The 23,088-nt window shown below is 56.9% G+C and carries 18 protein-coding genes, 1 pseudogene and 1 riboswitch; of the genes and pseudogenes, 8 read left to right on the top strand and 11 right to left on the bottom strand.

Annotation, left to right across the window (positions count from 1 at the left end; translation table 11 throughout):
• Positions 1-17 precede the first annotated feature (17 nt).
• Entirely contained in the window at positions 18-854 is an 837-nt protein-coding gene (locus GGQ73_RS05850) for an ABC transporter permease (RefSeq protein WP_174154159.1), read from the bottom strand.
• Between the two features lie 10 nt (positions 855-864).
• Positions 865-1,785, bottom strand: coding sequence for an ABC transporter permease (locus GGQ73_RS05845; RefSeq protein WP_183894716.1), 921 nt, complete (start codon positions 1,783-1,785; stop codon positions 865-867).
• Between the two features lie 124 nt (positions 1,786-1,909).
• On the opposite strand from GGQ73_RS05845, the gene GGQ73_RS05840 reads away from it, so the two are divergent.
• Together GGQ73_RS05840 and GGQ73_RS22900 are read left to right on the top strand one after the other, a co-directional pair.
• Positions 1,910-2,836 carry a LysR family transcriptional regulator gene (locus GGQ73_RS05840; protein ID WP_183894714.1) on the top strand — a complete coding sequence of 309 codons (927 nt, stop codon included), beginning with the start codon at positions 1,910-1,912 and terminating at the stop codon, positions 2,834-2,836.
• A 34-nt stretch (positions 2,837-2,870) separates the two neighbouring features.
• A pseudogene (locus GGQ73_RS22900) lies at positions 2,871-2,984 on the top strand (LLM class flavin-dependent oxidoreductase); the annotation flags it as partial.
• Between the two features lie 57 nt (positions 2,985-3,041).
• Here GGQ73_RS22900 and GGQ73_RS05835 read toward each other — a convergent pair.
• Entirely contained in the window at positions 3,042-4,859 is a 1,818-nt protein-coding gene (locus GGQ73_RS05835) for an ABC transporter ATP-binding protein (RefSeq protein WP_183894712.1), read from the bottom strand.
• A 56-nt stretch (positions 4,860-4,915) separates the two neighbouring features.
• On the opposite strand from GGQ73_RS05835, the gene GGQ73_RS05830 reads away from it, so the two are divergent.
• Together GGQ73_RS05830 and GGQ73_RS05825 are read left to right on the top strand one after the other, a co-directional pair.
• Positions 4,916-5,194 (top strand): hypothetical protein, encoded by a 279-nt coding sequence (locus tag GGQ73_RS05830; RefSeq protein ID WP_183894710.1) that lies wholly within the window; start codon positions 4,916-4,918, stop codon positions 5,192-5,194.
• A gap of 123 nt (positions 5,195-5,317) precedes the next feature.
• Entirely contained in the window at positions 5,318-5,977 is a 660-nt protein-coding gene (locus GGQ73_RS05825) for a peroxiredoxin (RefSeq protein WP_183894708.1), read from the top strand.
• 130 nt (positions 5,978-6,107) lie between these two features.
• Here the strand turns inward: GGQ73_RS05825 and GGQ73_RS05820 are convergent, their stop codons facing one another.
• A complete protein-coding gene (locus GGQ73_RS05820; protein ID WP_183894706.1) occupies positions 6,108-8,261 on the bottom strand; it encodes a catalase in 2,154 nt (717 codons plus the stop codon).
• A gap of 417 nt (positions 8,262-8,678) precedes the next feature.
• Between GGQ73_RS05820 and GGQ73_RS05815 the strand changes: the two genes are divergently transcribed.
• Together GGQ73_RS05815 and ribB are read left to right on the top strand one after the other, a co-directional pair.
• On the top strand, positions 8,679-9,842 hold the full coding sequence (locus tag GGQ73_RS05815) for a TadE/TadG family type IV pilus assembly protein (protein ID WP_234910897.1): 1,164 nt from the start codon (positions 8,679-8,681) through the stop codon (positions 9,840-9,842).
• 290 nt (positions 9,843-10,132) lie between these two features.
• Positions 10,133-10,277: riboswitch (FMN riboswitch) on the top strand.
• Positions 10,278-10,390: 113 nt separating this feature from the next.
• Complete coding sequence (gene ribB / locus GGQ73_RS05810; protein ID WP_183894702.1) at positions 10,391-11,038, top strand: 3,4-dihydroxy-2-butanone-4-phosphate synthase; 648 nt, start codon at positions 10,391-10,393, stop codon at positions 11,036-11,038.
• 69 nt (positions 11,039-11,107) lie between these two features.
• Here the strand turns inward: ribB and GGQ73_RS05805 are convergent, their stop codons facing one another.
• The 5 genes from GGQ73_RS05805 to GGQ73_RS05785 all read right to left on the bottom strand — a co-directional run bounded on the left by GGQ73_RS05805 (position 11,108) and on the right by GGQ73_RS05785 (position 18,398).
• Positions 11,108-12,043 carry a dihydrodipicolinate synthase family protein gene (locus tag GGQ73_RS05805; RefSeq protein ID WP_174154168.1) on the bottom strand — a complete coding sequence of 312 codons (936 nt, stop codon included), beginning with the start codon at positions 12,041-12,043 and terminating at the stop codon, positions 11,108-11,110.
• A 127-nt stretch (positions 12,044-12,170) separates the two neighbouring features.
• Positions 12,171-12,890, bottom strand: a complete 720-nt coding sequence (locus GGQ73_RS05800) for a GntR family transcriptional regulator (protein WP_183894700.1) — start codon at positions 12,888-12,890, stop codon at positions 12,171-12,173.
• Positions 12,891-13,034: 144 nt separating this feature from the next.
• On the bottom strand, positions 13,035-14,957 hold the full coding sequence (locus tag GGQ73_RS05795) for a methyl-accepting chemotaxis protein (RefSeq protein ID WP_183895079.1): 1,923 nt from the start codon (positions 14,955-14,957) through the stop codon (positions 13,035-13,037).
• A gap of 317 nt (positions 14,958-15,274) precedes the next feature.
• The gene (locus GGQ73_RS05790; RefSeq protein ID WP_234910896.1) at positions 15,275-16,585 is read right to left on the bottom strand and encodes an HlyD family type I secretion periplasmic adaptor subunit; all 1,311 of its coding nucleotides are present in this window, start codon (positions 16,583-16,585) and stop codon (positions 15,275-15,277) included.
• Positions 16,578-18,398 (bottom strand): type I secretion system permease/ATPase, encoded by a 1,821-nt coding sequence (locus GGQ73_RS05785; RefSeq protein ID WP_183894698.1) that lies wholly within the window; start codon positions 18,396-18,398, stop codon positions 16,578-16,580. The genes GGQ73_RS05790 and GGQ73_RS05785 overlap by 8 nt, the downstream gene beginning before the upstream one ends.
• Before the next feature lie 213 nt (positions 18,399-18,611).
• Between GGQ73_RS05785 and GGQ73_RS05780 the strand changes: the two genes are divergently transcribed.
• The gene (locus tag GGQ73_RS05780) at positions 18,612-19,934 is read left to right on the top strand and encodes an oxygenase MpaB family protein (protein WP_183894696.1); all 1,323 of its coding nucleotides are present in this window, start codon (positions 18,612-18,614) and stop codon (positions 19,932-19,934) included.
• Positions 19,927-20,595, top strand: a complete 669-nt coding sequence (locus tag GGQ73_RS05775) for a TetR family transcriptional regulator (protein ID WP_183894695.1) — start codon at positions 19,927-19,929, stop codon at positions 20,593-20,595. The genes GGQ73_RS05780 and GGQ73_RS05775 overlap by 8 nt, the downstream gene beginning before the upstream one ends.
• 6 nt (positions 20,596-20,601) lie before the next feature.
• Here the strand turns inward: GGQ73_RS05775 and GGQ73_RS05770 are convergent, their stop codons facing one another.
• Both GGQ73_RS05770 and GGQ73_RS05765 read right to left on the bottom strand, forming a co-directional pair.
• On the bottom strand, positions 20,602-22,524 hold the full coding sequence (locus GGQ73_RS05770) for a putative bifunctional diguanylate cyclase/phosphodiesterase (RefSeq protein WP_183894693.1): 1,923 nt from the start codon (positions 22,522-22,524) through the stop codon (positions 20,602-20,604).
• A 9-nt stretch (positions 22,525-22,533) separates the two neighbouring features.
• The gene (locus GGQ73_RS05765) at positions 22,534-23,040 is read right to left on the bottom strand and encodes a putative pterin-binding protein (RefSeq protein ID WP_183894691.1); all 507 of its coding nucleotides are present in this window, start codon (positions 23,038-23,040) and stop codon (positions 22,534-22,536) included.
• Positions 23,041-23,088 lie beyond the last annotated feature (48 nt).

The following is a 23,088-nucleotide window of genomic DNA, read 5'->3' as shown; positions in this document are numbered from 1 at the left end:
CCTTGGTCGCGTTCTATTTATGCGTTTCGGCCCTGTAGCATCGGATCAAGCCGGTCACGCAGCCAGTCGCCGACAATGCTCATTGACAGTGTTACGAGGAAAATGACCGTGCCGGGCCAAACCGAAATCCACCAGGCGGTCGAGAGATAGTCACGGCCGTCGCCAAGGATCTGGCCGAGGCTTGTCTGAGGCGCCTGAATGCCAAGGCCCAAAAAGCTCAGTGACGTCTCAAGCAGAATGATCTGCGGAAAGGTCAGCGTGACCTGCACGATCAGCGCGCTGGCGACATTTGGCAGCACATGTCGCAAGTACAGCCTGCTGTTTCCCGCTCCAAGCGCGACGATTGCCTTGGCATAGGGTTGATTGACCGCCGAAAGCACCACACCTCTGGCAAGACGGGCATATTTTTCCCATCCGAACAGTCCCATCAACAGGATAAACAGGGTGAGGCTGTTACCGAAGAATGCCAGCAAGGTCAGCGTAATCAGGATAAACGGCAGCGATGCCTGAAAATCGACCAGCATCATCAGCACTTCATCGACCCAGCCCCGAAAATGTGCGGCAACAAAGCCGATGAGGGAGCCGAACACGGCTCCGATAATGGTGCCTGCGACTGCCACCGTCAGAGACATTTGCAGACCGGCGATAACGCGGGCCACCATGTCGCGACCAATACGATCGGTACCAAGGGGGAAATCGGGATTCCCGCCCAGAAATGCTGGCGGTTTCAGGCGCGCCAGCAGGTTTTGCTGCGTGACGCCGTGCGATGTGAAGATGTTACCGACAATTGCGACAAATGCTGCGAGCAAAAGCACGATCACAGCAAATATGAGAATGGGAGACGTGCGCTTCATCGTGTTCGTCCTAGTTCGAGACGCGAATGCGCGGGTCAAGCAAACCGTAAAGCAGGTCTACAATGAGGTTTGCCGTCACCATTGTCACCGCCATGACAAGGACAAGGCCCTGCACGACTGCGAGATCGCGAGATGAAACCGCAGTGACAAGCAGTCTGCCGACGCCCGGCCACGCAAACACGGTTTCGACCACAATCGCACCACCGATCAGTTCGCCGAGATTGAGCCCCACGATTGTGATGATGGGAATGCCTGCATTAGGAAGGGCGTGGAACACGATACGCTTCCAATAGCTGACCCCCTTGGCGGCCGCAGCGCGGATATAAAGCTTGTCGAGCACCTCCAGCATTGCCGATCGGGTGAAGCGGGCAAGTGTGCCAGCCGTGAACGTCGCAAGGGTGAGAGCGGGCATCAGGATGTGCCAGACGGTGCCGGTTCCAGAACTCGGTAGCCACTGCAAACCCAGTGAAAACAGAAGGATCAAAAGAATTCCGAGAAAGAAGTTCGGAATGGCAAAACCGAAGACGGCAGTGGCCATGATGAGGTTGTCAAACGGAGATCCGCGTTTGATCGCCGCGACGATGCCCGCCGGGATACCGATGAGAATTGCCCCGGCATAGGCGAACAGGCCGAGCATGATCGTCCAGGGTACCCGTTCTGCAATGATGTCGATCACCGCGCGACCGTCGCGGTAAGAGATACCGAACTGGCCGGTTGCCATCTGCCCGACATAACGCAGATATTGGACCCACAGCGAGTCATCGAGACGCCAGAGCGCACGAAACTGCTCGATTTCAACGGGGGTGGCGTCGGCTCCGACCAAAGCCACCACCGGGTCGCCGGACGTTCTCAGAACGACGAATGTGAAGGTAACGACAAACCACAGCGTCAACGCCGTGCGCAATATCTTTAGCAACCAGAAGCGTGTCATTGGGCTCCGTTTTCTGGAACTGATGTTTCAGCTATTCCCGTTTTTTCTATATTTTTTTTAAGATAATCACGGGAATAGATTATTATCTATTACAAAATAAGCCGGGTATTGATATCTACAGGATATGAAATATGGCATCGAATTTCGTCACCTTCATTATTTCGCCTGCGTTGCGGAGGAACTGCACTTCAGTCGTGCGGCAGACAGGCTTGGCATGGCCCAGGCGCCTCTCAGCCAGCAGATCCGTCAGCTTGAAGACCGCATTGGAACCCCCCTTTTTCTTCGAACGACGCGAAGCGTGAAACTGACACCAGCGGGAGAAATCTTCCTGCGGCACGCCATGGAAATCCTAGGGGGGATAGATCGGGCGGTCACGCACACCCGTTCTATTTCTGGCGACGATAGTGGAACGATCTCCGTCAGCGGCGTCCATGTCGCCTTGTCCCACGTATTACCAGGCGTCATTGCTCAGTTTCACACGAAATATCCGGCGATACAGGTGGACGTCCAACTCCTGGGAACTGCGAGCCAACTGGAGATGCTTCAGAACGGCAATGTGCAAGTCGCTTTCATTCGGCCGACAAACCCTGCCGGTTTTTTGAAGACAGAACATTTGCTGCGAGAGGGTTTCGTCGCCGTCTTGCCAAAGCATCACAGGCTTGCGGAACAAACCAGTATCGGCGTCAAGGATTTTGCTGGAGAACCCATCATCACCTACGCGCCAACGGTCGGCGCAAGTTATCACCATGTCATCATGGACGCATTTCGTCGTGCCGGCATTTATCCGATGGTGGTTCAGGAAGTGTCCCACACCCTCGCAATCGCGACGCTTGTCGCTGCGGGCGTCGGTATCGCAATCGCACCCTCCTGGCTCGCCCATAATCTTAGCCCACATCTGGTCTACCGTGCGCTGACGGAGATACCGGACGAGGTGGAACTCGTCGTGGGCTGGCAGGCCAATGAAAAATCGAAAGCCGTGCTCGATTTCGTCGAATTTTCAAGGCGGCAATTTTCCGGCCGAAACCGTCTTTTGCCTGCAGATATCGCGTAGCCGCGCACTATTCGAAAGGGAAAACTTGACGTGAGATGAAGCCGTCGCTGAGGCCGACGCCCTGCTGTTGACGATCCCGAACCAGCAGGGCGTCGATGACAGCGTCCCTGTTCTCGATTCGATTTTGAAACACGTCGCGCCAGAACTGGCCTGCGTTGATGGTACAGGGTCCACGGCATCCATGAAGGCCGTGGACCAGCGCCGTCTATTCGGCGACATCCAGAACCAGTCCCTTCGTCAGTTCCAGTGCCTGACGCTCGAAGAGACCGCGATAAATGCCACCCTTCTTCTGGATGAGGCTGACATGCGTGCCCTCTTCGGCAATCGTTCCGTGGCTGAACACCAGCAACCGATCGAGCGAGCGGACCGTCGATAGACGGTGCGCGACAACCAGTGTCGTCCGCCCCAGCATCAACCGTTCCATCGCGGTCTGAATCAGCATTTCCGATTCCGAATCCAGGCTGGACGTCGCCTCGTCGAGAATGAGGATCGGGGCATCGGCGAGAAACGCTCTTGCGATTGCAATCCGCTGGCGCTCCCCACCTGAAAGCTTGACACCGCGCTCACCCACCAGCGTGCCATAACCCTTCGGCAGCGCTGTGATGAAGCCGTGGGCGCTTGCCAGCTTTGCGGCGTTCTCGATCTCGAGCTGCGTGGCGTTCGGCCGCGCATAGGCGATGTTTTCCGCAAGTGAGCGATGAAACAGGATCGGTTCCTGCTGCACGATGGCGATCTGCTGGCGCAGCGATGCCTGCGACACTTGCGAAATATCCTGCCCGTCGATGCTGACAGTGCCATCGCTGACGTCATGCAGCCGCTGGATCAGCTTGATGAAGGTCGTCTTGCCCGAACCGGAATGACCCACAAGACCCACCCGCTCACCCGGCTTGATGGTGACCGAAAAGTCCTTGTAGAGGGGTGCGAGATGTTTGCCATAGTGGAAGCTCACCCGCTCGAATTCGATTTTCCCCTCATCGATGACAAGCGTTTTTGCATGGGCGACATCATCGATGCCAAGCGGCTGCGAATGGATAGACACCAGTTCCTCCATATCGTTGACCGAGCGTTGCAGGTTGCGAATATGCATACCGATCTCACGCAGGTAGCCCTGGAGGATGAAGAAGGCCGTCAGAACGAAGGTGATATCACCGGCATTGGCATTCCCACTGGCCCACAGTAAAAGCGCAAGACCGATCACCCCTGCCCGCATGATGCTGAGCAGGCCCGCCTGCAGGGTGCCGTTGATGGTGCCACGCGTCCATGTGCGCTTTGTTCTGTCCTGCCACTTGCCCATGACACGTGTCAGGCGCAGGTCCTCACGTTCCTCGGCACCGAATGCCTTGACCACCGCATTGCAGGTCACGGCATCGGCCAACGATCCGCCAAGCCGGGTATCCCAGGCATTGGCAAGACTGGCCATCGGCGCAACGTAGCCAAGCGCCATGCAGACGGTGATGACCACAAACAGCACGGAACCGAGCCCGACGAGCAGACCCATCATTGGCCAGTACCATGTCATCAGAACGGTGGAGCCGATCAGCATGACGATGGAAGGAAACAGCGCGACGAATACCGTGTCGTTCAACAGATCGAGCGCCCACATGCCGCGTGTCACCTTACGCACGGTAGAGCCTGCGAAGCTGTTGGCGTGCCAATCGGAGGAAAAGCGCTGGATGCGGTGAAACGAGTCGGCGGCAATATCCGTCATCGATCGCAGCGTGAAGCTGATGATCGTCATGAAGGTCGCATGACGCAGGATGACCGCCAGAACGGCGAGGCCCATAAGCCATGAAAATGCAGTGAGCGCATTGTTCCACACATCAGGATCGTTTGCCGTACCCGATACGACGGCGTCGACCAGCTGACCGGCAAACATCGGCGTCAGCACGTCGGCCAGCGTTGAAAACAAGACGGCGACAAGCATGAAAGCAACACGACCGGGCTGCCTGCGCCAATGCTGCCAACAGAAGCGAAAAACGCTGCGGAACGCCTGACTTCGGCGTAATTTCAAACCAAATGACATGATAAGCACCCGGCAGCGGCCGGTCCCATGAAAAGAATGAAAAGGGAATCCGCGCTATGTCGCTGCGCGAAAGAAATTCAGAAAAAGACAGAAGGAACCGGGCTTACCGGTTGTCGTGTGGCGATCTCTTGAAGAAAAAAGAAAGAGAGCGTCAGCTCTTTGAGGCTGAAGCCACCGGGGAGTTTGAAAAATATGCCATCGAATACCTCCCTCGTTCAGGTTGCTGGAAGCAGAATACGCGGCGTTTATCGAAACGCCAACCCCGTTTCATGCATCAGGCGTCACTAAACCTTAAGGTGCGGCAGAGTTGCAACAGGGTGGGACGCGCAAAATGATTGCCGGCAGATGTTAGCAAGCGAATATTTCTCCTCGATATCGGCACTATTCTGGATGATTATTTGGCGACTTCTGTTGGGTAAAAGGTGAATATCGGCCCATAACTTATGCTGGAGCATGCCATGACGTTGCGGATCAATCAGACTGCCCCCGACTTTACAGCAGACACAACACAGGGATCGATCAGTTTCCACGAGTGGATCGGAGACAGCTGGGCTGTTCTGTTTTCCCACCCCAAGAATTTCACGCCCGTCTGCACCACGGAGCTCGGCGCGATGGCCGGTCTCGATGGGGAGTTCAAGGCACGCAATGTGAAGGTCATCGGTATCTCGGTCGATCCGGTGGAAAGCCACTCGAAATGGAAGCAGGACATCCAGACGGCAACCGGCTTTGAGGTTGGCTACCCGCTAATCGGCGACAAGGACCTCAAGATCGCCAAGCTCTATGACATGCTGCCGGATGATGCGGGCGAAAGCTCCGAAGGACGCACACCTGCCGATAACGCCACTGTGCGTTCCGTCTATGTCATCGGCCCTGATAAGAAGATCAAGCTGATCCTCACCTATCCGATGACGACAGGCCGTAACTTCGATGAGATCCTGCGCACCATCGACTCGATCCAGCTGACGGCAAAACATCAAGTCGCCACGCCTGCCAACTGGAAACAGGGGGACGACGTGATCATTACGGCTGCGGTCTCCAATGAGGATGCGATAACGCGGTTTGGATCATTCGAAACGGTGCTGCCATATTTGCGCAAGACGAAGCAGCCGCAGGCTTGATGGTCGGGTCGGACAAGATGATTTTCACCTTTTGACACCAAGAACGTGACACAAAACAAAGCCCGTTGCTCTGCCCTTGCTAAGCGGGACTGTAGCGGCACTAGGTGCCGCTACAGTCGTCACAGGGACTTTATGGAAGCTCTCGGACGGAAGGCTCTCTGTCCCAGTGCCTTTGTGCCGCAACGCTCATGAACTGCTCGATGGGGACAACGCCGTCATCGATTTCGACATTGGCTCGATCAAGCAGCAGCTTGGTCGCCTTGCAATAGCCGATGGTTTTGCAATGCCCGTAGGCATCCATGAACCATTGTACCGCGGCGGCTTCCTTTTTGAGCTTTTCAGCGGCCTCAGGCGCCAGGACCGAAGCGACGGCATCGAAAATGAACGATGGTGAGCCAGCCAATTGTCCATCGGCCTTCAGTTCCCCGCCATCGACTTTCAAGCCGCCAACTTTTCTTGCAACAAGGAAAGCGGTTCCGCCTGCTTTTTCAATATCGGCCACTAGCGTGTCGATGGACGCCTTGTTAGATCCTTCGTCGAAGAGGATGCCGACTTTACGGCCCTGCAGCGTTTTGAGGTCGTTCTTCTGAATGGACAATGCGTCCGACGTCGCCATGTCGATCGGTTGTTTTGCGGGCGTCGATTTTTCCGGCAAGTCTATCCCCAAACCATCCGCTACTCTTTGGGCTAGCCCCTCATCGATGTTGCGGAGATTGGAAACGACGTTTGTTCTGACGTGCGGCATCTGAACTTTGGAAAGTTCAAAAACGAGTGCCGAAACGATATGGGCTTTCTCGTTATTCGTTTGCGAGTTGAAGAACATGCGGGCCTGGCTGTAGTGGTCCGCAAACAGTGCGTCGCGCTGGCGCAGCTTCTGCGTTGGGTCATTCCGTTCAGCGTTCTCACGAAAGGTCGCAAAACCACTCGTCGCGGATGCACGAGGCCCGCTGTCTTCGCCGGCTTCAGACAAGCTGTTGGGCTCGTAGTTCGCCCGTCCTTTCGGAACAAGCGTCTGCATAAGGCCATCGCGCTGGAAATTATGAAACGGACACTTGGGAGCGTTGACCGGGATCTGGTGGAAATTCGTAGTTCCCAAGCGAGACTTCTGCGTATCGAGATACGAGAACAGTCGTCCCTGTAACAGAGGATCGTTGCTGAAATCGATACCAGGGATGACGTTGCTTGGGAGGAACGCGACCTGTTCCGTCTCGGCAAAGAAGTTATCGACGTTGCGGTTCAGGGTCATTTTCCCGATAATCTCGACGGGAATGTCTTCTTCAGGAATGAGTTTCGTTGCATCCAGCACGTCGTAGGGCTGCTTCATTGCCCACTCTTCATCGAAGATCTGTATGCCGAGATCCCAGGCGGGGAAGTCGCCCTTATCGATGGATTCAAACAGGTCACGGCGTTGGAAATCCGGATCTGCGCCTGCAATTTTGACCGCTTCGTCCCATGTCGTAGATGCCAGACCGAGGTGAGGCTTCCAGTGGAACTTCACGAACTTGCCTTCGCCTTTCTCATTCACGAACCTGAAGGTGTGAACGCCGAAGCCTTCCATCATTCGGAAAGAACGCGGTATCGTGCGATCAGACATAGCCCACATGATCATGTGCATGGATTCCGGCATCAGGCTAACGAAATCCCAAAAGGTATCATGGGCTGATGCTGCCTGCGGATAGCCTCGGTCTGCCTCCATCTTGACACTGTGAATGAGGTCAGGGAACTTGATCGCGTCCTGGATGAAGAAGACCGGGATATTGTTGCCGACCAAATCCCAGTTACCGGTCTCGGTGTAGAACTTGACGGCAAAGCCCCTGACGTCACGGGGGGTGTCGACCGACCCTGCACCGCCAGCAACTGTGGAGAAGCGGACGAAGACCGGACAGGCGTTGCCGACCTTTTGAAAAATGGAGGCTTTCGTCAGGCCGGGAATGCTCTTGGTGCATTCAAAAACGCCATGAGCGCCCGATCCGCGCGCATGTACGATCCGCTCGGGGATCCGCTCATGGTCGAAATGGAAGATTTTTTCTCTTAGAACGAAGTCCTCAAGAAGCGTGGGGCCTCGGCTCCCCGCCTTCAGACTGTTCTGGTTATCGGAAATCCGATGTCCGAAGTTATCGGTCAGAAACGCGCCATCGTCAGCATCGTCGCCGGGAACCTTCTGGTGCAGCTCGCCACCTTCAGCGTGATGCTGTTCAGGCGTAAACTGTCCGCTGCCGGGAGGCTGAGCCCTCAATGCGTTTTCAGTGCTGGGCGAATTTTCGCTATCATTGCGCTCTGTCATGGAATTTCCCTTTTAAAGGATTGAGGGGAAGATAACCCGAAGCGCATGTCCTGGCGTTGGATTGCCGATGGCTGGGCTGCTCACCAGAGAGAATGTTCACCGCCCCTGACGGTTCCCTAATATAATGAGATTTCGATGGATCTTGCGCGCTCAACCCAAGCGGCGGCCTTCGTCTCCCGCTGGTTAGGCCGGCGACGGCAGCGGGCAGAATAGAACTGATTCCACATTCTTAAAAACGATATCGAATTCTTAATATAACAGTTATCCTACATATTCTTATATTTTTAAATAATTGAAATTATTGAATATACAGTATGTATTTTTATGGGGCTTCACATCGTGACAATAGGTTCGAAAGTTTACGCGCTATGGGCGAAACATAGACATTTGATCGGTGACAGCGGTGGAAATTTTGGGATGCTTGCAGCCCTGATGGCGCCAATCTTGCTGGTCTCAGCCGGGGGGGCGGTTGATGTCATGAATGCCATGACCGAAAAAAGGCACTTGCAGGAAAAGCTTGACGCCGGCGTTCTGGCCGCTGCAACGAAGGCAACGCCCCAGGCACAAAGAAGCGAAATCGAGAATTTTTTAGGCGATCTGGTCTCCCAAGACGGTCAGACCATTGATTTAAAGAATGCCGTGTCGGTGGCGTCCAATCCGGATGGAAGTGTCACAGGTGACTATAGGGCAGACTTCAAACCGTCATTTCTGCCGCTGATCGGCATGAACACGATGCTTATTTCGGTGTCGGCCACGGCTTTTGCGCCGAAGGCGAAATCGGCCGGTGCCTGTCTTTACGTTCTCGGAAATCAAAATCAGGCGGTTCTGGTCAACTCCGGTGCCCGGGTAAAGAGCGAAGACTGCGGAATAGACGTCCAGTCCGTCAGCAATCCGGCATTCATCATGAACAGTGGCTCGACGATCGACACCACACGGTTTTGTGTAAAGGGCACGCAGTACATCAAGAATGGCGGCACGCTGAGCAACCTGCAGGTCGGCTGCAACGCGGCCACCGATCCATATGCCGGTAAAATAGCCGAGCCGAAACTCCCGAGCACCTGCACCGAAAGCGGCACGAAGGACGGGCAAACGCAGTCGATCAAGCCGGGCATGCATTGCGATCTGACATTCAACGGCAGTCCAACCGTCACCTTCGAACCAGGTCTTCACATCGTCAAGGGACGCATGATCATCAACAGCAATTCGACGGTCATCGCAAATGGTGTGACGTTCTATTTTCCCGACATCGACAGCGAAATCCGCGCCAATGGGGGCCTCACCTTCAAAGCCTCGCCACCAACGAGCGGCACCTACAAGGGCGTGTTGATGTTTGAGAAAACAAGCAACATGACCGTTGGATCGAACACCCGCCAATACATCTTCAACGGATCGAACGGCGAGACGCTGGAGGGTATCATCTATCTTCCCAACCGCGATGTGACCTATAATTCAACCACCAATCAGGCCAACAAGATTTCGTTGGTGGTCAACACCATGATCATCAATTCCGCCAACTGGACGCTGAAATCCTACGACGGCGGCGACAGCGGAGCGAAAACCGCAGCTCGATTGGTCAAATAAGGCGTCATCTGGTTGAAGGTGCATGACAGGCCCCTTGTGTCCTCTGGCCCCGCCCTCACGGCGGACCATCAGGTCGTGGAGAAGCTGGCCTTGGTCATTCTCAATCTCGATTGACTGGATAGGCCAAGAAGCTCAGCTCCAAGACCGCGTTTGATGAGGATGGCATCCATCAGGACGGTAGATGATCACCACTGTTGCGAGACGGCTCACAGCGCAAATTCTTTTCCCAAATTGGCATTGTGAAGGATAATTTTCATCTTGCTTGACTGCACGTCCCTATTCTATGCTTCACCTGTTCTCAGGGCGGGGCGCAATTCCCCACCGGCGGTATCGGGTTTACCCGCAGCCCGCGAGCGCTTTCGGTTTTACCGAAAGGTCAGCAGATCCGGTGAGATGCCGGAGCCGACGGTATAGTCCGGATGGAAGAGAACGAGGTGGCAGAAACCCGCAAACAGCGGGCTATGCTGCGTTGTTCGCCCAAGGGAGACTTGGCGTTTTTCCAAAAACGCGAAAGTGCCGGAAACGGCAGAACCCTTGAAAGGCAAGACATGACCATTTCGACAATAGACGATGCGATAGCAGCCATTGCGCACGGTGAGATGATCATCGTCGTGGATGACGAGGATCGTGAAAACGAAGGTGATATTATCGTCGCATCCGACAGTATCACGCCACAGCAGATTGCGTTCATGATGAACCATGCTCGCGGCCTCATCTGCGTGGCCGTTCCGGGCGAACGGCTGGACGAACTCGATATTCCGCTGATGGTGCCGCGCAACACCGAGTTTCACAAAACCGCATTCACCGTATCGGTGGACTATATTCCGGGTACCACGACCGGCATTTCCGCCAGCGATCGCGCAACCACCATTCGCGCGCTGGTATCGCCTGAAACCAAGCCGGATGATTTTGCCCGTCCGGGGCACATCTTCCCGTTGCGCGCCCATCCGCTTGGCGTTCTCGGGCGCACGGGCCATACCGAGGCCGCAGTCGATCTTTGCCGTCTGGCCGGCAAATTCCCCAGCGGCACGATCTGCGAAATCGCAAATGACGATGGGACCATGGCACGGCTGCCACAACTGCTCGTCTTTGCGAAACGTCACGGCCTGCCCGTCGTAACGATCAAGGATCTGGTCGATTACCTGACGGCTCGCGAACACATCTCAACCGACATGACTGAAAAGCAGGTTGCCTGAACGGTGAACAGCAAAATGCGCCCTTTCGGGGCGCATTTTTCAACACAAGATCATGGCTAAAGCTGCAGATCAGCCTGCGTAACGCGAAGCGTACCAGGACTTGAAGAGTGTATATTGCGTTTCGAGCTGACGCCGCTGGGAAGCGCTCAATTCGTCGCTCTCATTGAAGTGCAACGCGTATTCCGTGTCACCGTTCAACACCATCAGATATTTGTAGTGCAGCACGAGATCCGGACCCTCATCGTAGGTCGACAGAATGGTCAGTGCTTCCTCGAGTTCCAGCGCATCACGACGCGCTGTCGCGTCGCCCTTTGCCGCCTTCTGGCACAAAGACACGAGATGAAGGACTTCCTTTGGCAGCGCGTTACCGATGCCGGTGATGGCACCACCCGCGCCACAATTGACGAAGCCGTGATAGACGCCGGTGTCGACACCCACCATCAGGGTCAGGTCGTCATCGCCAGCGGTGATGTTTTCAGCCGCATAGGTCATGTCCGCCTTGCCGCCGAACTCCTTGAAACCAATCAGGTTGGCGTAACGCGAGCGCAGATCGAAGAACAGGTCCGCACGGGTGGCAAAGCCATAATAGGGGCTGTTGTAAATCACGGCTGGCAGGCCATTCGCCGCTTCCAGAATGGCCGAAAAATGTGCCTTCTGCGCGGATGAAGACGAACCGCGCGACAAGACACGGGGAATGACCATCAACCCCTTGGCACCGACCTGCGCCGCATGGGCTGCGTGGCTGACGGCCGATTTCGTGTTGATGGCGCCCGTGCCGACGATCACCGGGATACCCGCTTCGGCCAGCCGACGCACACCTTCCTGGCGCTCCGCATCGGTCAGAAGCGGCCAATCACCCATGGAACCGCAATAGACGACAGCCGACATGCCGGCGGCGATCAGATCCTTGCCCGTCTTGACCAGGGCGTCGAAATCGGGGGTCCGATCCGCCTTGCAAGGCGTCATGAGAGCAGGAATGCAGCCAGTGAAAATCGTATCTGCCATTGTCGTCGCCTCGTTCCAATCAAACATAAGACATTCACTACCAAGGAAACGCGTTACTGTCGACAAATAAAATACAAACCCTAACACTCGTATTTCGAAGCCTCGGGATATCGCTTCCCACCCAATCTCAGAGCCGGATATCGACGCTCTGTCTCGTATCGGCCGTAATATAGGACCGGATTTGCTGAACGATCTGGTCGGCATGAACAAGCGCCACCTTATCGGCCCGTTCGACGTCCCGCGAGATGATCGTCTGGATCATGTCCTCATGCTCGCTGACGTAATCACGCGGGAGCACATCATTGAAGGAGGAGTAATAGAGGCGGACGATGCGACGCCCCTCGTCCAGAAGCCGGGTGAACAGCTCGCAATAGTGGCGGTTGCCGCCCGCATAGGCGATAGCAAGATGAAAATCGCGGTTGGTGGAAATCATCGCCAGCACGTCGCGCTCATCGACCGCCCTTTCGAACGACGTCTGAAATGCCCTGATGGTGACGATATTATCCGCCGTATGGTTTGCCGCCGCAAGCCGCGTGGTAACGCGGTACATCAGCGTCAGCGCGTCGAAAAATTCCGGCAAACCGAGAAAGTCGATCTGCGACACGATGGTTGCGCGGTTCGTCAGGGTCGTGATCAGCCCTTCGGCAGACAGTTTGACCAGCGCCTCGCGGATCGGCGTGCGAGACAACTCGAACCGGTCGGAAAGCTGCACCTCGTCAATGGGGCTACCCGGTGCAAGCTTGAGCTCGATGATTTCATTACGAAGCGTCTCATAAACGGTGGAGACACCGAAACCGCGACGGGGCGCCTGCCGCTCCTTGTCGTCAACCCTGTCGTTCGTATTCATCTGCACCCGCATCCTGCAACCATATTGATATTTTCGTTTACGACATTCAACGCGATAACGAAATCCCCATACAGGAAACCGCCCGCGACACGCGCGGGCGGTTTTGATCTTCACCTTATCATCGGGTCGTTCAAGCCATCAGGCTCAAAACTCTTCCCAGTCCGATTTCACCGCGGCATTGCCGTTGAAGGCAGACGCCACCTTGCGGCCCAGCGCACGCGCCGGAGACTGGACGGGACGTTCTGCCTGCGTGGCCTGGCGCACCGGCGCTTCGTAACCGCCGCCCAGCTTGAACTGGCCCAGCAGATGGTTGAGCGAGGCCGCCTCGCGGGCCAGCGTATGACTGGCTGCCGTCTGCTCTTCCACCATGGCTGCGTTCTTCTGCGTGTCCTGGTCCATCTGGTTCACAGCCGTGTTGATCTGCTGGAGACCGGAGGACTGTTCCTGCGCGCCATCCACGATCGCCAGGACGTGACGGTTGATTTCCTGAACTTCGGCAACGATGGTTTCTAGCGCACGACCCGTTTCACCCACCAGCTGCACGCCCTGCTGGACCTGGCCGTTCGATGTCGTGATCAGCGCCTTGATGTCCTTGGCTGCGTTTGCGGAACGCTGGGCCAGTTCGCGCACTTCCTGTGCGACAACCGCAAAACCCTTGCCCGCTTCACCGGCACGTGCCGCTTCCACACCGGCGTTGAGCGCCAGAAGGTTGGTCTGGAAGGCGATCTCGTCGATCACGCTGATGATGTTGGAAATCTCCGACGACGACTTTTCGATCTGCTCCATGGCAATCACAGCCTTACGAACCACATCGCCGGACTGTTCGGCACCGGTGCGGGCCTTGGACACGAGCTGACCGGCTTCCTGGGCGCGCTTGGTCGAGTCCTTGACCGTCGTGGTGATCTGCTCGAGTGCGGCGGCGGTTTCCTCCACCGATGCGGCCTGCTGTTCGGTGCGCTTGGCCAGATCGTCGGCGGCAGCGCGGATTTCGTTGGCACCGGCGTCGATACCACGGGCATTGACAGCCACGCTGTTGAGGGCAGACTGCAGCTTTTCGGCAGACGAGTTGAAGTTGGCGCGAACCACGTCCAGATGCTGAACGAAAGGCTGGCTGATGCGGTAGGACACTTCGCCATCCGCCAGGCGCGACAGCGCGTCGGCCAGATGATCGACGGCAAAGCTGGTGTCTGCGGCTTCTTTGGCCTTCTGCTCTTCGCGGGCGATCCGTTCCTTCTCCGACAGGCTGCGGTTGGCATCGGCTTCCTGCTCCAAACGGATCCGCTCGAGAGCGTTGTTGCGGAACACAGCGACGGCTTCCGCCATCTGGCCGACTTCGTCACGACGATTGAGGCCGTCAACCTCTGCCTGCGTTTCACCATTGGCAAGAGAGACCATGCGCGCACGCAACCGGTCGATCGGGCTGGTAATGCCACGGGCAGACACAAACAGAGCAAGGGCGATGGCTGCGGCAAACAGCACGCCAAGAGCGATCAGCGTCGTGGTGATCGTCGACGATGTCTGCGCAGACATATCGTCCGATTTCGAAGCGACAAGAGCCAGGTTGCTCTCGCTGATCACGCGGATATCACTACGCCACTTGTCGATCAGCGGATTGACAGCCGTCATCATCTTACGCCCGCTCTGGAAATCGCCAGCCTTTGCGCTTTCCCAGATCTTGTCGGTCATGGCAACGATCTGGTCGACGCGACCGGACAGATCGTTCATCGGACCGGCAAGCTCGGGTAAAAGCGTTTTGGCAGTATCGAGGCGCCGTTTCGTCGTTGCAATATCCGTCTTGTAGGCTTCTTCGACCTTCGCGGTATCAGCAGACTGCTCACGCATCATCAGGCCAAGAGTGGCATCGTAACCGATAGAAACCAGGGCGGTATTCGCGCGGAAAAGCTCGGTGGAAGCGACGACGTTTTTCGAGAGAATATCCGAATAGGCGTCATCGGCTGTACTGTAATTATTTGAAACGACGCCGAGGCCAATGAGGCCAAGCAGGGCGACGGGCACGATCAGGGACAGAATCTTTGTGCGAACTTTCGCATTTTGCAGAAATGACATGGTTCCTCGGAGGGTAATGCGAGCAAACCGGCGCGACACATCCGCGACACCACAACCGTGGGTCAGCCATCGTGCTGCCAGAACAGAAAGACCCTTCGTCATGAAGTGACTGTGAGACCTTTGTTGTGAGGCACGGGTGCTTTCCAGCTGGTTAACGGTCGCTCTTTATGTCCGAAATTCCGTATAAACAAAAATACCAATACTAGAAATTCTACCAATATAACGCAGAAAATTGGCTTACGTTACGTAAGATTACAATCAAAGAACGATTTTAAAGGTTAATGATACCCCGACATTTCTTAAACCTTTCCTTGCTTTCACTCTTCGTTAAACGCCCGGTTGATCTGGTCTGTCAGCGGCTTGAGAAGGTATGAAAGCGCAGTCCGGTCTCCGGTCTGTACCATGGCCTCGGCGGGCATGCCGGGACCGAGCCTCAGCCCGTCCAATTTTGCCATTTCCCCATCGGCAATCGTCAAGCGCACAACATAATAGGAGGCGCCCGTCCTTTCCGTCGTCGTCAGATCGGCAGCCACCAGCGTCACCTTGGCTTTCAATTGAGGCGTGATGCGCTGATTGAAGGCAGACATCCGCAGCATCGCGTCGTGGCCAACGCGGATCTGATCGATGTCCTTGGGCGCGATCTGCACTTCCAGTGCCAGATCATCCTGTTCCGGCACGATGGACATGATGACCTCGCCGGGGCTGATGACACCACCCACGGTGTGAACCGCAAGCTGGTGGACCAAACCCGATTGCGGAGCGATAATATCGACCCGCTTCAAATTATCCTCGGCTGAAATCTTTCGCTCGATATACTCCCCGACCTGCGCCTGAACGTCCTTGAGTTCGCTGCTGACCTCGGATTTCAGATCCTGATCGATCTGGAGAATTTGCAGATGTGTCTCGGAAATCTTGCCCGCGACCTGCGCCTGATAGGCGATCTTCTCACCACGCTCTCCGCCAAATGTCGCAATCTGCGTCTTCAGCCCGTTGAGACGCTGATCAGAGACCACGCCTTTTTTGCGAAGGGCCGTCAGCGAGGTTATCTCCTGCTTCAGCACCACCATTCCATCATTGTAGGCCACTTCCTGGGCTTTCAACCCATCGATTTCGTGGCCAAACTGGGTGATGCGTTCTGACAGCTGCGCTTTCTTCCCCGCCCGCGCCTGGCGCCTGAATTCGAACAGCCGCGTTTCGCTGTGAATGACACCGGCGACATCGGGCTCCGAGCGACGTGCCAGGATCGCCTCTGGGAAACTGATGCCCTCCAGATCGTCCCGCTCTGCCTCCAGCCGGGCCAGCCGGGCCGTCAGTTCGTCCAGCCTCTTGGTCACAATGGCAAGATTGGCGCGTGTTTGGGTCGCGTCCAGCCGCATGAGAACATCGCCCGCCTTGACCGCGTCACCCTCCCTCACCAGAATGTCTGCCACGACGCCGCCGCTGGGATGCTGGACTTTCTTGACGTAGGATCCGACCACGAAGTGGCCTTGCGCAACCACAGCTCCCGACAGCGAGGTGACGGAAGCCCAGGCGCCCGCACCGCAAACCAGCACCGCACATGCCGCGACCCCGGCCAGCAGATGGCGGCGAATGGAGCGGGAAACATCGAACGAGTTCATGCTAGACATCCCGTCCCTCCGTTGCGTCGCCGCCAACCGTCTCCAATCGCTGCGCCACCGCGCGAAGGGGGCGCACGCCATACGCCGTCACCGAGAAGCTCTTTGGCACAGGGGGGGCCGCATCGGCACTTTGCAGAACTTTCGACAGAACCTCGTCACGCGGCCCGAAGGCTTTTTGTCGTCCGGCCTCCATGACCAGAACGAGATCGACCGCGCCGATGGCACTGGGGCGATGCGCCACCACGATCGCAATACCACCGCGCAAGCGAACGGACGCGATCGCATTCATCACGGCAGCCTCGCCCTGTGCATCAAGATTGGCATTCGGCTCATCGAGCACGACCAGAAACGGATCGCGATACAGCGCACGCGCCAGACCGATCCGCTGCCTCTGACCAGCCGAAAGCGCTGAGCCGCCTTCACCGATGGGCGTCTCGTAACCCCCCTCGAAACGAAGAATGAGGTCATGGGCGCCCGCCGATTTTGCAGCGGCAACAATGTCCTTCGGGTCCGCATCGTCTTCGAACCGGGCGATATTTTGCGCCACTGTCCCGTCGAACAGCTCCACACCCTGCGGCAGATATCCGATGTGTCGGCCCAGCGCCTCGTTGTCCCACTGGTCGAGACTGGCGCCATCCAGGCGAATTTTTCCCGAGGTGACCGTCCAGGCATTGACCAGCGCGCGCGACAGGGTGGTCTTTCCGGACCCGGATGGGCCGATGACGCCCAGCGCACTGCCAGCGCGCAACGAAAAGTCCAACCCCATGACGGTCGGCTTCTTTTCGCCCGGCGGAACGAGAACGATCCCTTCGACTCTGAGATCTCTGGTGGGCGCAGGCAGCGCAGTCACAGGCACGTCCTGCGGAATTGTCGACAGCAAGTCTTTGAGCCGCCGCCAGCTGTGCCGCGCCATCAAGAACGGCTTCCAGTTTGCGATGGCGAGATCGACCGGCGCCAGTGCCCTGCCCATCATGATCGAGCTGGCAATCATCACGCCTCCGGTCACCTCCTGGCGAATAACCAGATAGGCACCCACACCCAAAATGGCCGATTGCAGGATGACCCGCAATGTTCGGGAAATGGTGCCCAGCATGTTGGAGACATCGCCCGCCTTTCTGTTTGCAGCCAGATAATCAGCATTGGCGTATGCCCAGCGGGAGCCGACCCGCTTTCCCATGCCCATGGCGCGGACAACCTCTGCATTGCGGCGCGATCCCTCCAGCAGGCCGTTGCGCTTCATGTTGCAGGTCATCACATCATGGATGGGCTTTCGCGAAAGGGCGTTCGTGAACAATGTCAAAACGACCAGCACGATAGCGCCCGCCAAGGCCGTCATGCCGATCCAGACATGGAAGAGGAAGCACAGGCCGAGATAAAGCGGCATCCAGGGCAGGTCGAACAATGCGGTCGGCCCCTGCCCGGACAAGAAACCCCGCACATTGTCCAGATCCCGCAATGGCTGCAAACCATCGCCCGGCATGCGCGACGAGAGCGGCAGGCGGACAACCGCATCATGCACCCTGCCCGACAGGCGATTGTCGAATGACTCACCGATGCGCAGCAGAATACGCGCTCTGATGATGTCGAGGATGGCCTGGATGGCATAAAGTCCAAGGGCGAGGATGGCCAACCCGACCAGGGTCGGAACGCTGCCGCTTGACAGCACGCGGTCATAGACCTGCAGCATGAAAATGGGCGATGTCAGCGCCAACAGGTTGACCACACCGCTGATGATGCCGATGCCGAAAGCAGCCCGGGAAAAGGCTGACTTGCCTGCCGAGTCCAGATGCTGCGCCGACGCGTGGTGTTGGGCGCGCGCCATGTTCCGTGTCCTCTGCTGTGTCCTGTCATAGACCTTGCGTCACGCTCACCCTCCGGCAAGCCCCAGAGCACGACGTCAACCATGGTAGTGACGATCGGGATTTTTGAAATCCTTAGAAATCGCACCAAATCTCACACTGCAAGAAATCACCGATAAGACTTGAATTCTATCATTCGATAGATATCTATCAATTGATAGAAAAGGAATGATCCCATGCAGAAGCGACAGTTTCATCCTGCCCTGTGGCACCAGATCGAACAGCAGGCCACCCAGGTGCCGGCGATCTATGGTAAAATCGACTTCACCAAAATGCCTGAACGCTTCACCGTCGATGGTGACGGCGAAAGCCTGCCCGGTCTCGACGCGATGAAGACGGAGATTTTGGCGGATGACGCACTGGTAGAGCAGATGGCAGCCTACACGCTGATCGGCGATGCCGTGGCCGATGCCTATGCGGCCCGTATGGGCGACTTCAGCTTCCGGCAACTGATCGATATGCTGCAACTGGCCTGCGACAAGGGCGTGGAGGCCGTGCCGGATGCACCGCCGGAACTGTCAGCCTTCATCGGCGCCATGGAGGCAAGGCCGGACTGGATCGATATGGCGCTGGTCAACAAAGGCGCCCGCATCGAGCGAAACCAGTATGCCCATCTCGTTCCTTTCGCCATCCGGGGCGCATTTCTCGCGACCTTCATGAACCGTTATTCAGCGCTTCCCATGGCGCTCACCGGCAATCTGTCCGATCAGCTTGCAGCAAAGCGCGTTCTGGAAACCGCGACCTTCTTCACGCTCACCGTCATGCCCGGCGCGCTGGAACGCCATGGCGCCGCCTTCAAGGCCGCGGCTATGGTCCGGCTCATGCATTCCATGGTGCGCGTCAACGTCATGCGCCGCGAGGGCGTGTGGGACACCAGTGTTTATGGCGTACCGATACCCCAAGTGGACCAGATGCCCGCGGGGCAGATCGGCTCCCTGTTGATCGCCGCCGATGCGCTGCAAACCAAACGCCCGTTTACGGCAAACGAGCAGGCTCGCATCGAGATTGCGCGTTATCGCTGCTTCCTGCTGGGCCTGCCCAAGGAACTCCTCGGTGAAACGCCTGAAGAGATAGTCCGTCTGATGCTGGCGCGACAGGCCACGTTGCGCAGCGGGTTCGATGATGCGACCTGCGGTTCGCTGGTGCGTGGCACGCTGGAGGCGGAACTGACACACGAGCCGACACCACTCGGCCGCATCGATCGTGAACTGGAGCGCAGTTTCGCCAAATTCTTCTTCATCCGGCATTTCCTGAAAGGCGACACGGCCCGCGCGGACGCCATGGGCGTGCGTTACACATTTCGGGATCGCAATCTGGCGGTGATCACCGCAGCCCGTATCTTCTCGCAGCTTCGCCTGTTTCGAATGCTCTCCAACATCCCCGTCGTACGCGATGTAGCCGACCGGCATCTGGTGGGAAAGCTAAATGGCCTTCTCAAGCGCTATGGCCATGCCGAGTTCACCAGTGATGGTTCAAAGGTAGGGCGTCCCCATGGCTGATGGATCAGGCGAACCCGGTCGCGGCGGCTACGCCAAGAGCGACGTCACGCGTCAGGCTATCCTCACTGCGGCACTGGCCGAATTTGGGCTGAAGGGTTTTACAGGCGCGACCACACGCGCCATTGCCGATTCCGCCGGTGTGGCCCTTCCCGCCATCGCTTACCATTTCGGCAACAAGGAAGGGCTTTACCTTGCCTGCGCGCGGGACATCGTTGCTGCGTATCAGGCATCGGCACTGTCTTTGATGAGCAATGCAGCGCATCTGTTTCAATCTGGGCAACCCTCTCCGCAGCAATGCAGAACACTTTTATCCGACACGCTGAAGATGGTGCTGCGCCTGTTTCTGGACAGCAAGACAGGGGAAGCACAGGCAGACTTTGCCATGCGCGAACTGCGCGATCGGGGACCGGCCTTCGACATTCTCCATGACCGGCTTTGGCAGCCGGGTGTGGAGGTGGTGGCGCAGCTGATCTGCGCGATCAGAGCCATGCAAAACGTAACGCAATCCGATCGTGCAGACGCGTTGCTGCTGATATCCAGCCTGCTCGCTTTTGGAACAGGGCGGGATGTATCCTTGCGTATTCTGGGGCTTGAGCAAGGCCAATCGCAAACCTTCGATGTGCTGGACAAGGCGATTGAGCGCGCCGTCGCACGCCTCTAGCGTCAGCTATCTGAAGGCCGCAAGCTTGTCCGCCGGGGCGGGTCTGCCGAGCAGAAAGCCCTGCATCTGGTCGCATCCCAGCTTCGTCATGCAATCGAACTGCTCCTGCGTTTCTATACCCTCGGCAATGGTCTTCATGCGAAGGCTCTTGGCCATACCGACAATGAATTCGACGATGGCAAGCGCATCCGGATCGGTGGTGACGTCCCGCAGGAATGACTGATCGATCTTGATCTTGTCGAACGGAACGCCCTTGAGGTTGCCAAGCGAAGAGTACCCGGTTCCGAAATCGTCCATCGCGAGCTGTATGCCGACGGCCTTCAATTTCCCCAGCGTTTCCATTGTCTGGTCGCTTTTGTTGAGCAGCACCGACTCGGTAATTTCGAGTTCAAGCCTGCCGGGATGAAGGCCGGTCTTGTCGAGCGCATCGACGATGTTCTGAATGAGGGTGGTGCTCCGGAACTGGACCGGGGAGAGGTTGATCGCAACCTTCATGTCGCCCTTCCAGGTCATCGCTTGCTGACATGCCGTATCCATCGCCCATTTGCCCAGGGAGTGGATCAGTCCGGTGCGCTCTGCGACAGGGATAAACGCGGATGGCGGCACTTTCCCGCGTACCGGATGCGTCCAGCGTAGCAAAGCCTCGAAGCCGCAGATTTCACGTGTCCTCGTCAGAATTTGTGGCTGGTAGTAGACTTCCATCTCGTTGTTCTGGATGGCCAATTGCAGATCGGCCTCAAACGAACGTCGCTCCATCAGTTGCTGTTGCATATGCGCCTGAAACAGGCATGCACTCCCGGGACCCTGAGCCTTCGCTTCATAAAGGGCCAGATCCGCGCGCTTGAACAGTTCGTCGGCATGCGTCACATCCTGGGAGACCGCAATACCCACGCAGGTACCAATCTTGATTTCCATTTCGCCCAGAATATATGGCTCGCTGATGGCATCGATCAGCATTGTCGCAAAGGCCATCGAGTCATCTTCGCTCATCCCGCCGGAGATGACCGCGAACTCGTCACCACCCAGACGGCAGACGAGATCACCGGCCTTGTTCAGCGAGGAAAGTCGCGCTCCGATGGCCTGAAGCAGCGCGTCGCCAACATCGTGCCCCAGCGTGTCGTTGATGTCCTTGAAGCCATCGAGATCGAGCAACAGGACCGTCGCACCGCTGGATGTCGAAGCGGAAAGTCTCAGCTCCAGCTCCTGGCGAAACAAGGCGCGATTGGGCAGTTCGGTCAGGGCGTCGTGATACGCATCATGGGCAAGGCGAACATTGTTTTCCTGCAATTCGAGCGTGGCCGAACGAAGTTCATCGGTGAGCCCGCGCATGTCTTTTTGCGCCCGGTCCAGCAGATTGTTGTGACGGTTGAGCAGCAGGATGAGGGCGATGCCGCAAATGATGAGGCCTCCCGCGAGGCCCGTGTAGATCATGTGCAGTTGGCGCACTTCGGCCTGGGCAGAATCGATCAGGTCCACGTCAAATTCCAGAGACGACGACGCAAGTGTGGTCAAAGGCCCGTCGAGCGCGCCCATGACCGGCAACAATGCGCGCACATAGTCTGGCTGCATCTGATCGACATTCTTGTCGAGGTCGACCAGCACGTCATTCAGCTTCTTGACAAGATCACGCCACTCCCGGCGCGCGGCAATGAATTCGCCAAGCTTGCCATGCTGCAAAAGCTCCACCCTGCCGAGCATGATGTCGAGGCGCAGGTTCAGGTCATCGCGGCTGACACTGTTGGTATCAAGGACAAATCCATAGAGCGTGTTTTGAAGACGCAGATATTCTGCAACCGTCTGACTGACCGCCCAGGAATCATTATATCGCGAAAATTTTTGAAGAGCGTTTTGCCGCTCGGTGATAACATAGGCGATGTAGCCTGTCGCCAACACGAAGCAGCAGATGATGACCGCCAGTACCTTTCGCAATTTGCACCTTTACTCGACGATCAGCTTTGCCACCTGCCAAGCGGAACGTGCATAATATGTCTGGGTCTGAAGCTCCGGCGTGCTGTCGTACGGATAGATCACGAACAGCGGCCCTTTTTCACGAACCTCCATGTAAGTCCCGTTTCGCTTCATGGCGAGAATGACATTGAACTTCTGAAAGTCCGCCAGAGGAAGCGTGCTCATGTAATCGTTCAAGGCCACAGCCGTTACCGTAGTACCACTGGCGCCGACATATTCCATCAATTTTTTCAGCGAAACCCCTTCAAAACGCGTACGCCCGTCATACCATGGCGAACTCGTCTCTACTGTGACAATGCCCAATCCCTCCAGCATGGCGCGGTCGAATTTTGCGGCGCCGTCCGCGTTGGTGTTGCTGATGTTGCCGGAGATCGTCAAGATGGTCTTGTCGGACGGGGTTGGCAGCGAACCGGCGCTCGCGCCTGAAAGCCATGCGAGTGACAGGAAGGCACTGATAACAAATTGCGCTGCACGCATTTTAGGTGTCCTTTGAAAGACGACGGCCATACATTCGCCGATACCACG

The organism is Rhizobium skierniewicense, from assembly GCF_014196515.1.
GTDB lineage: Bacteria > Pseudomonadota > Alphaproteobacteria > Rhizobiales > Rhizobiaceae > Agrobacterium > Agrobacterium skierniewicense.
Note: the sequence above shows the minus strand (reverse complement) of the source record. Positions and strands in the feature narration are given on the sequence as shown.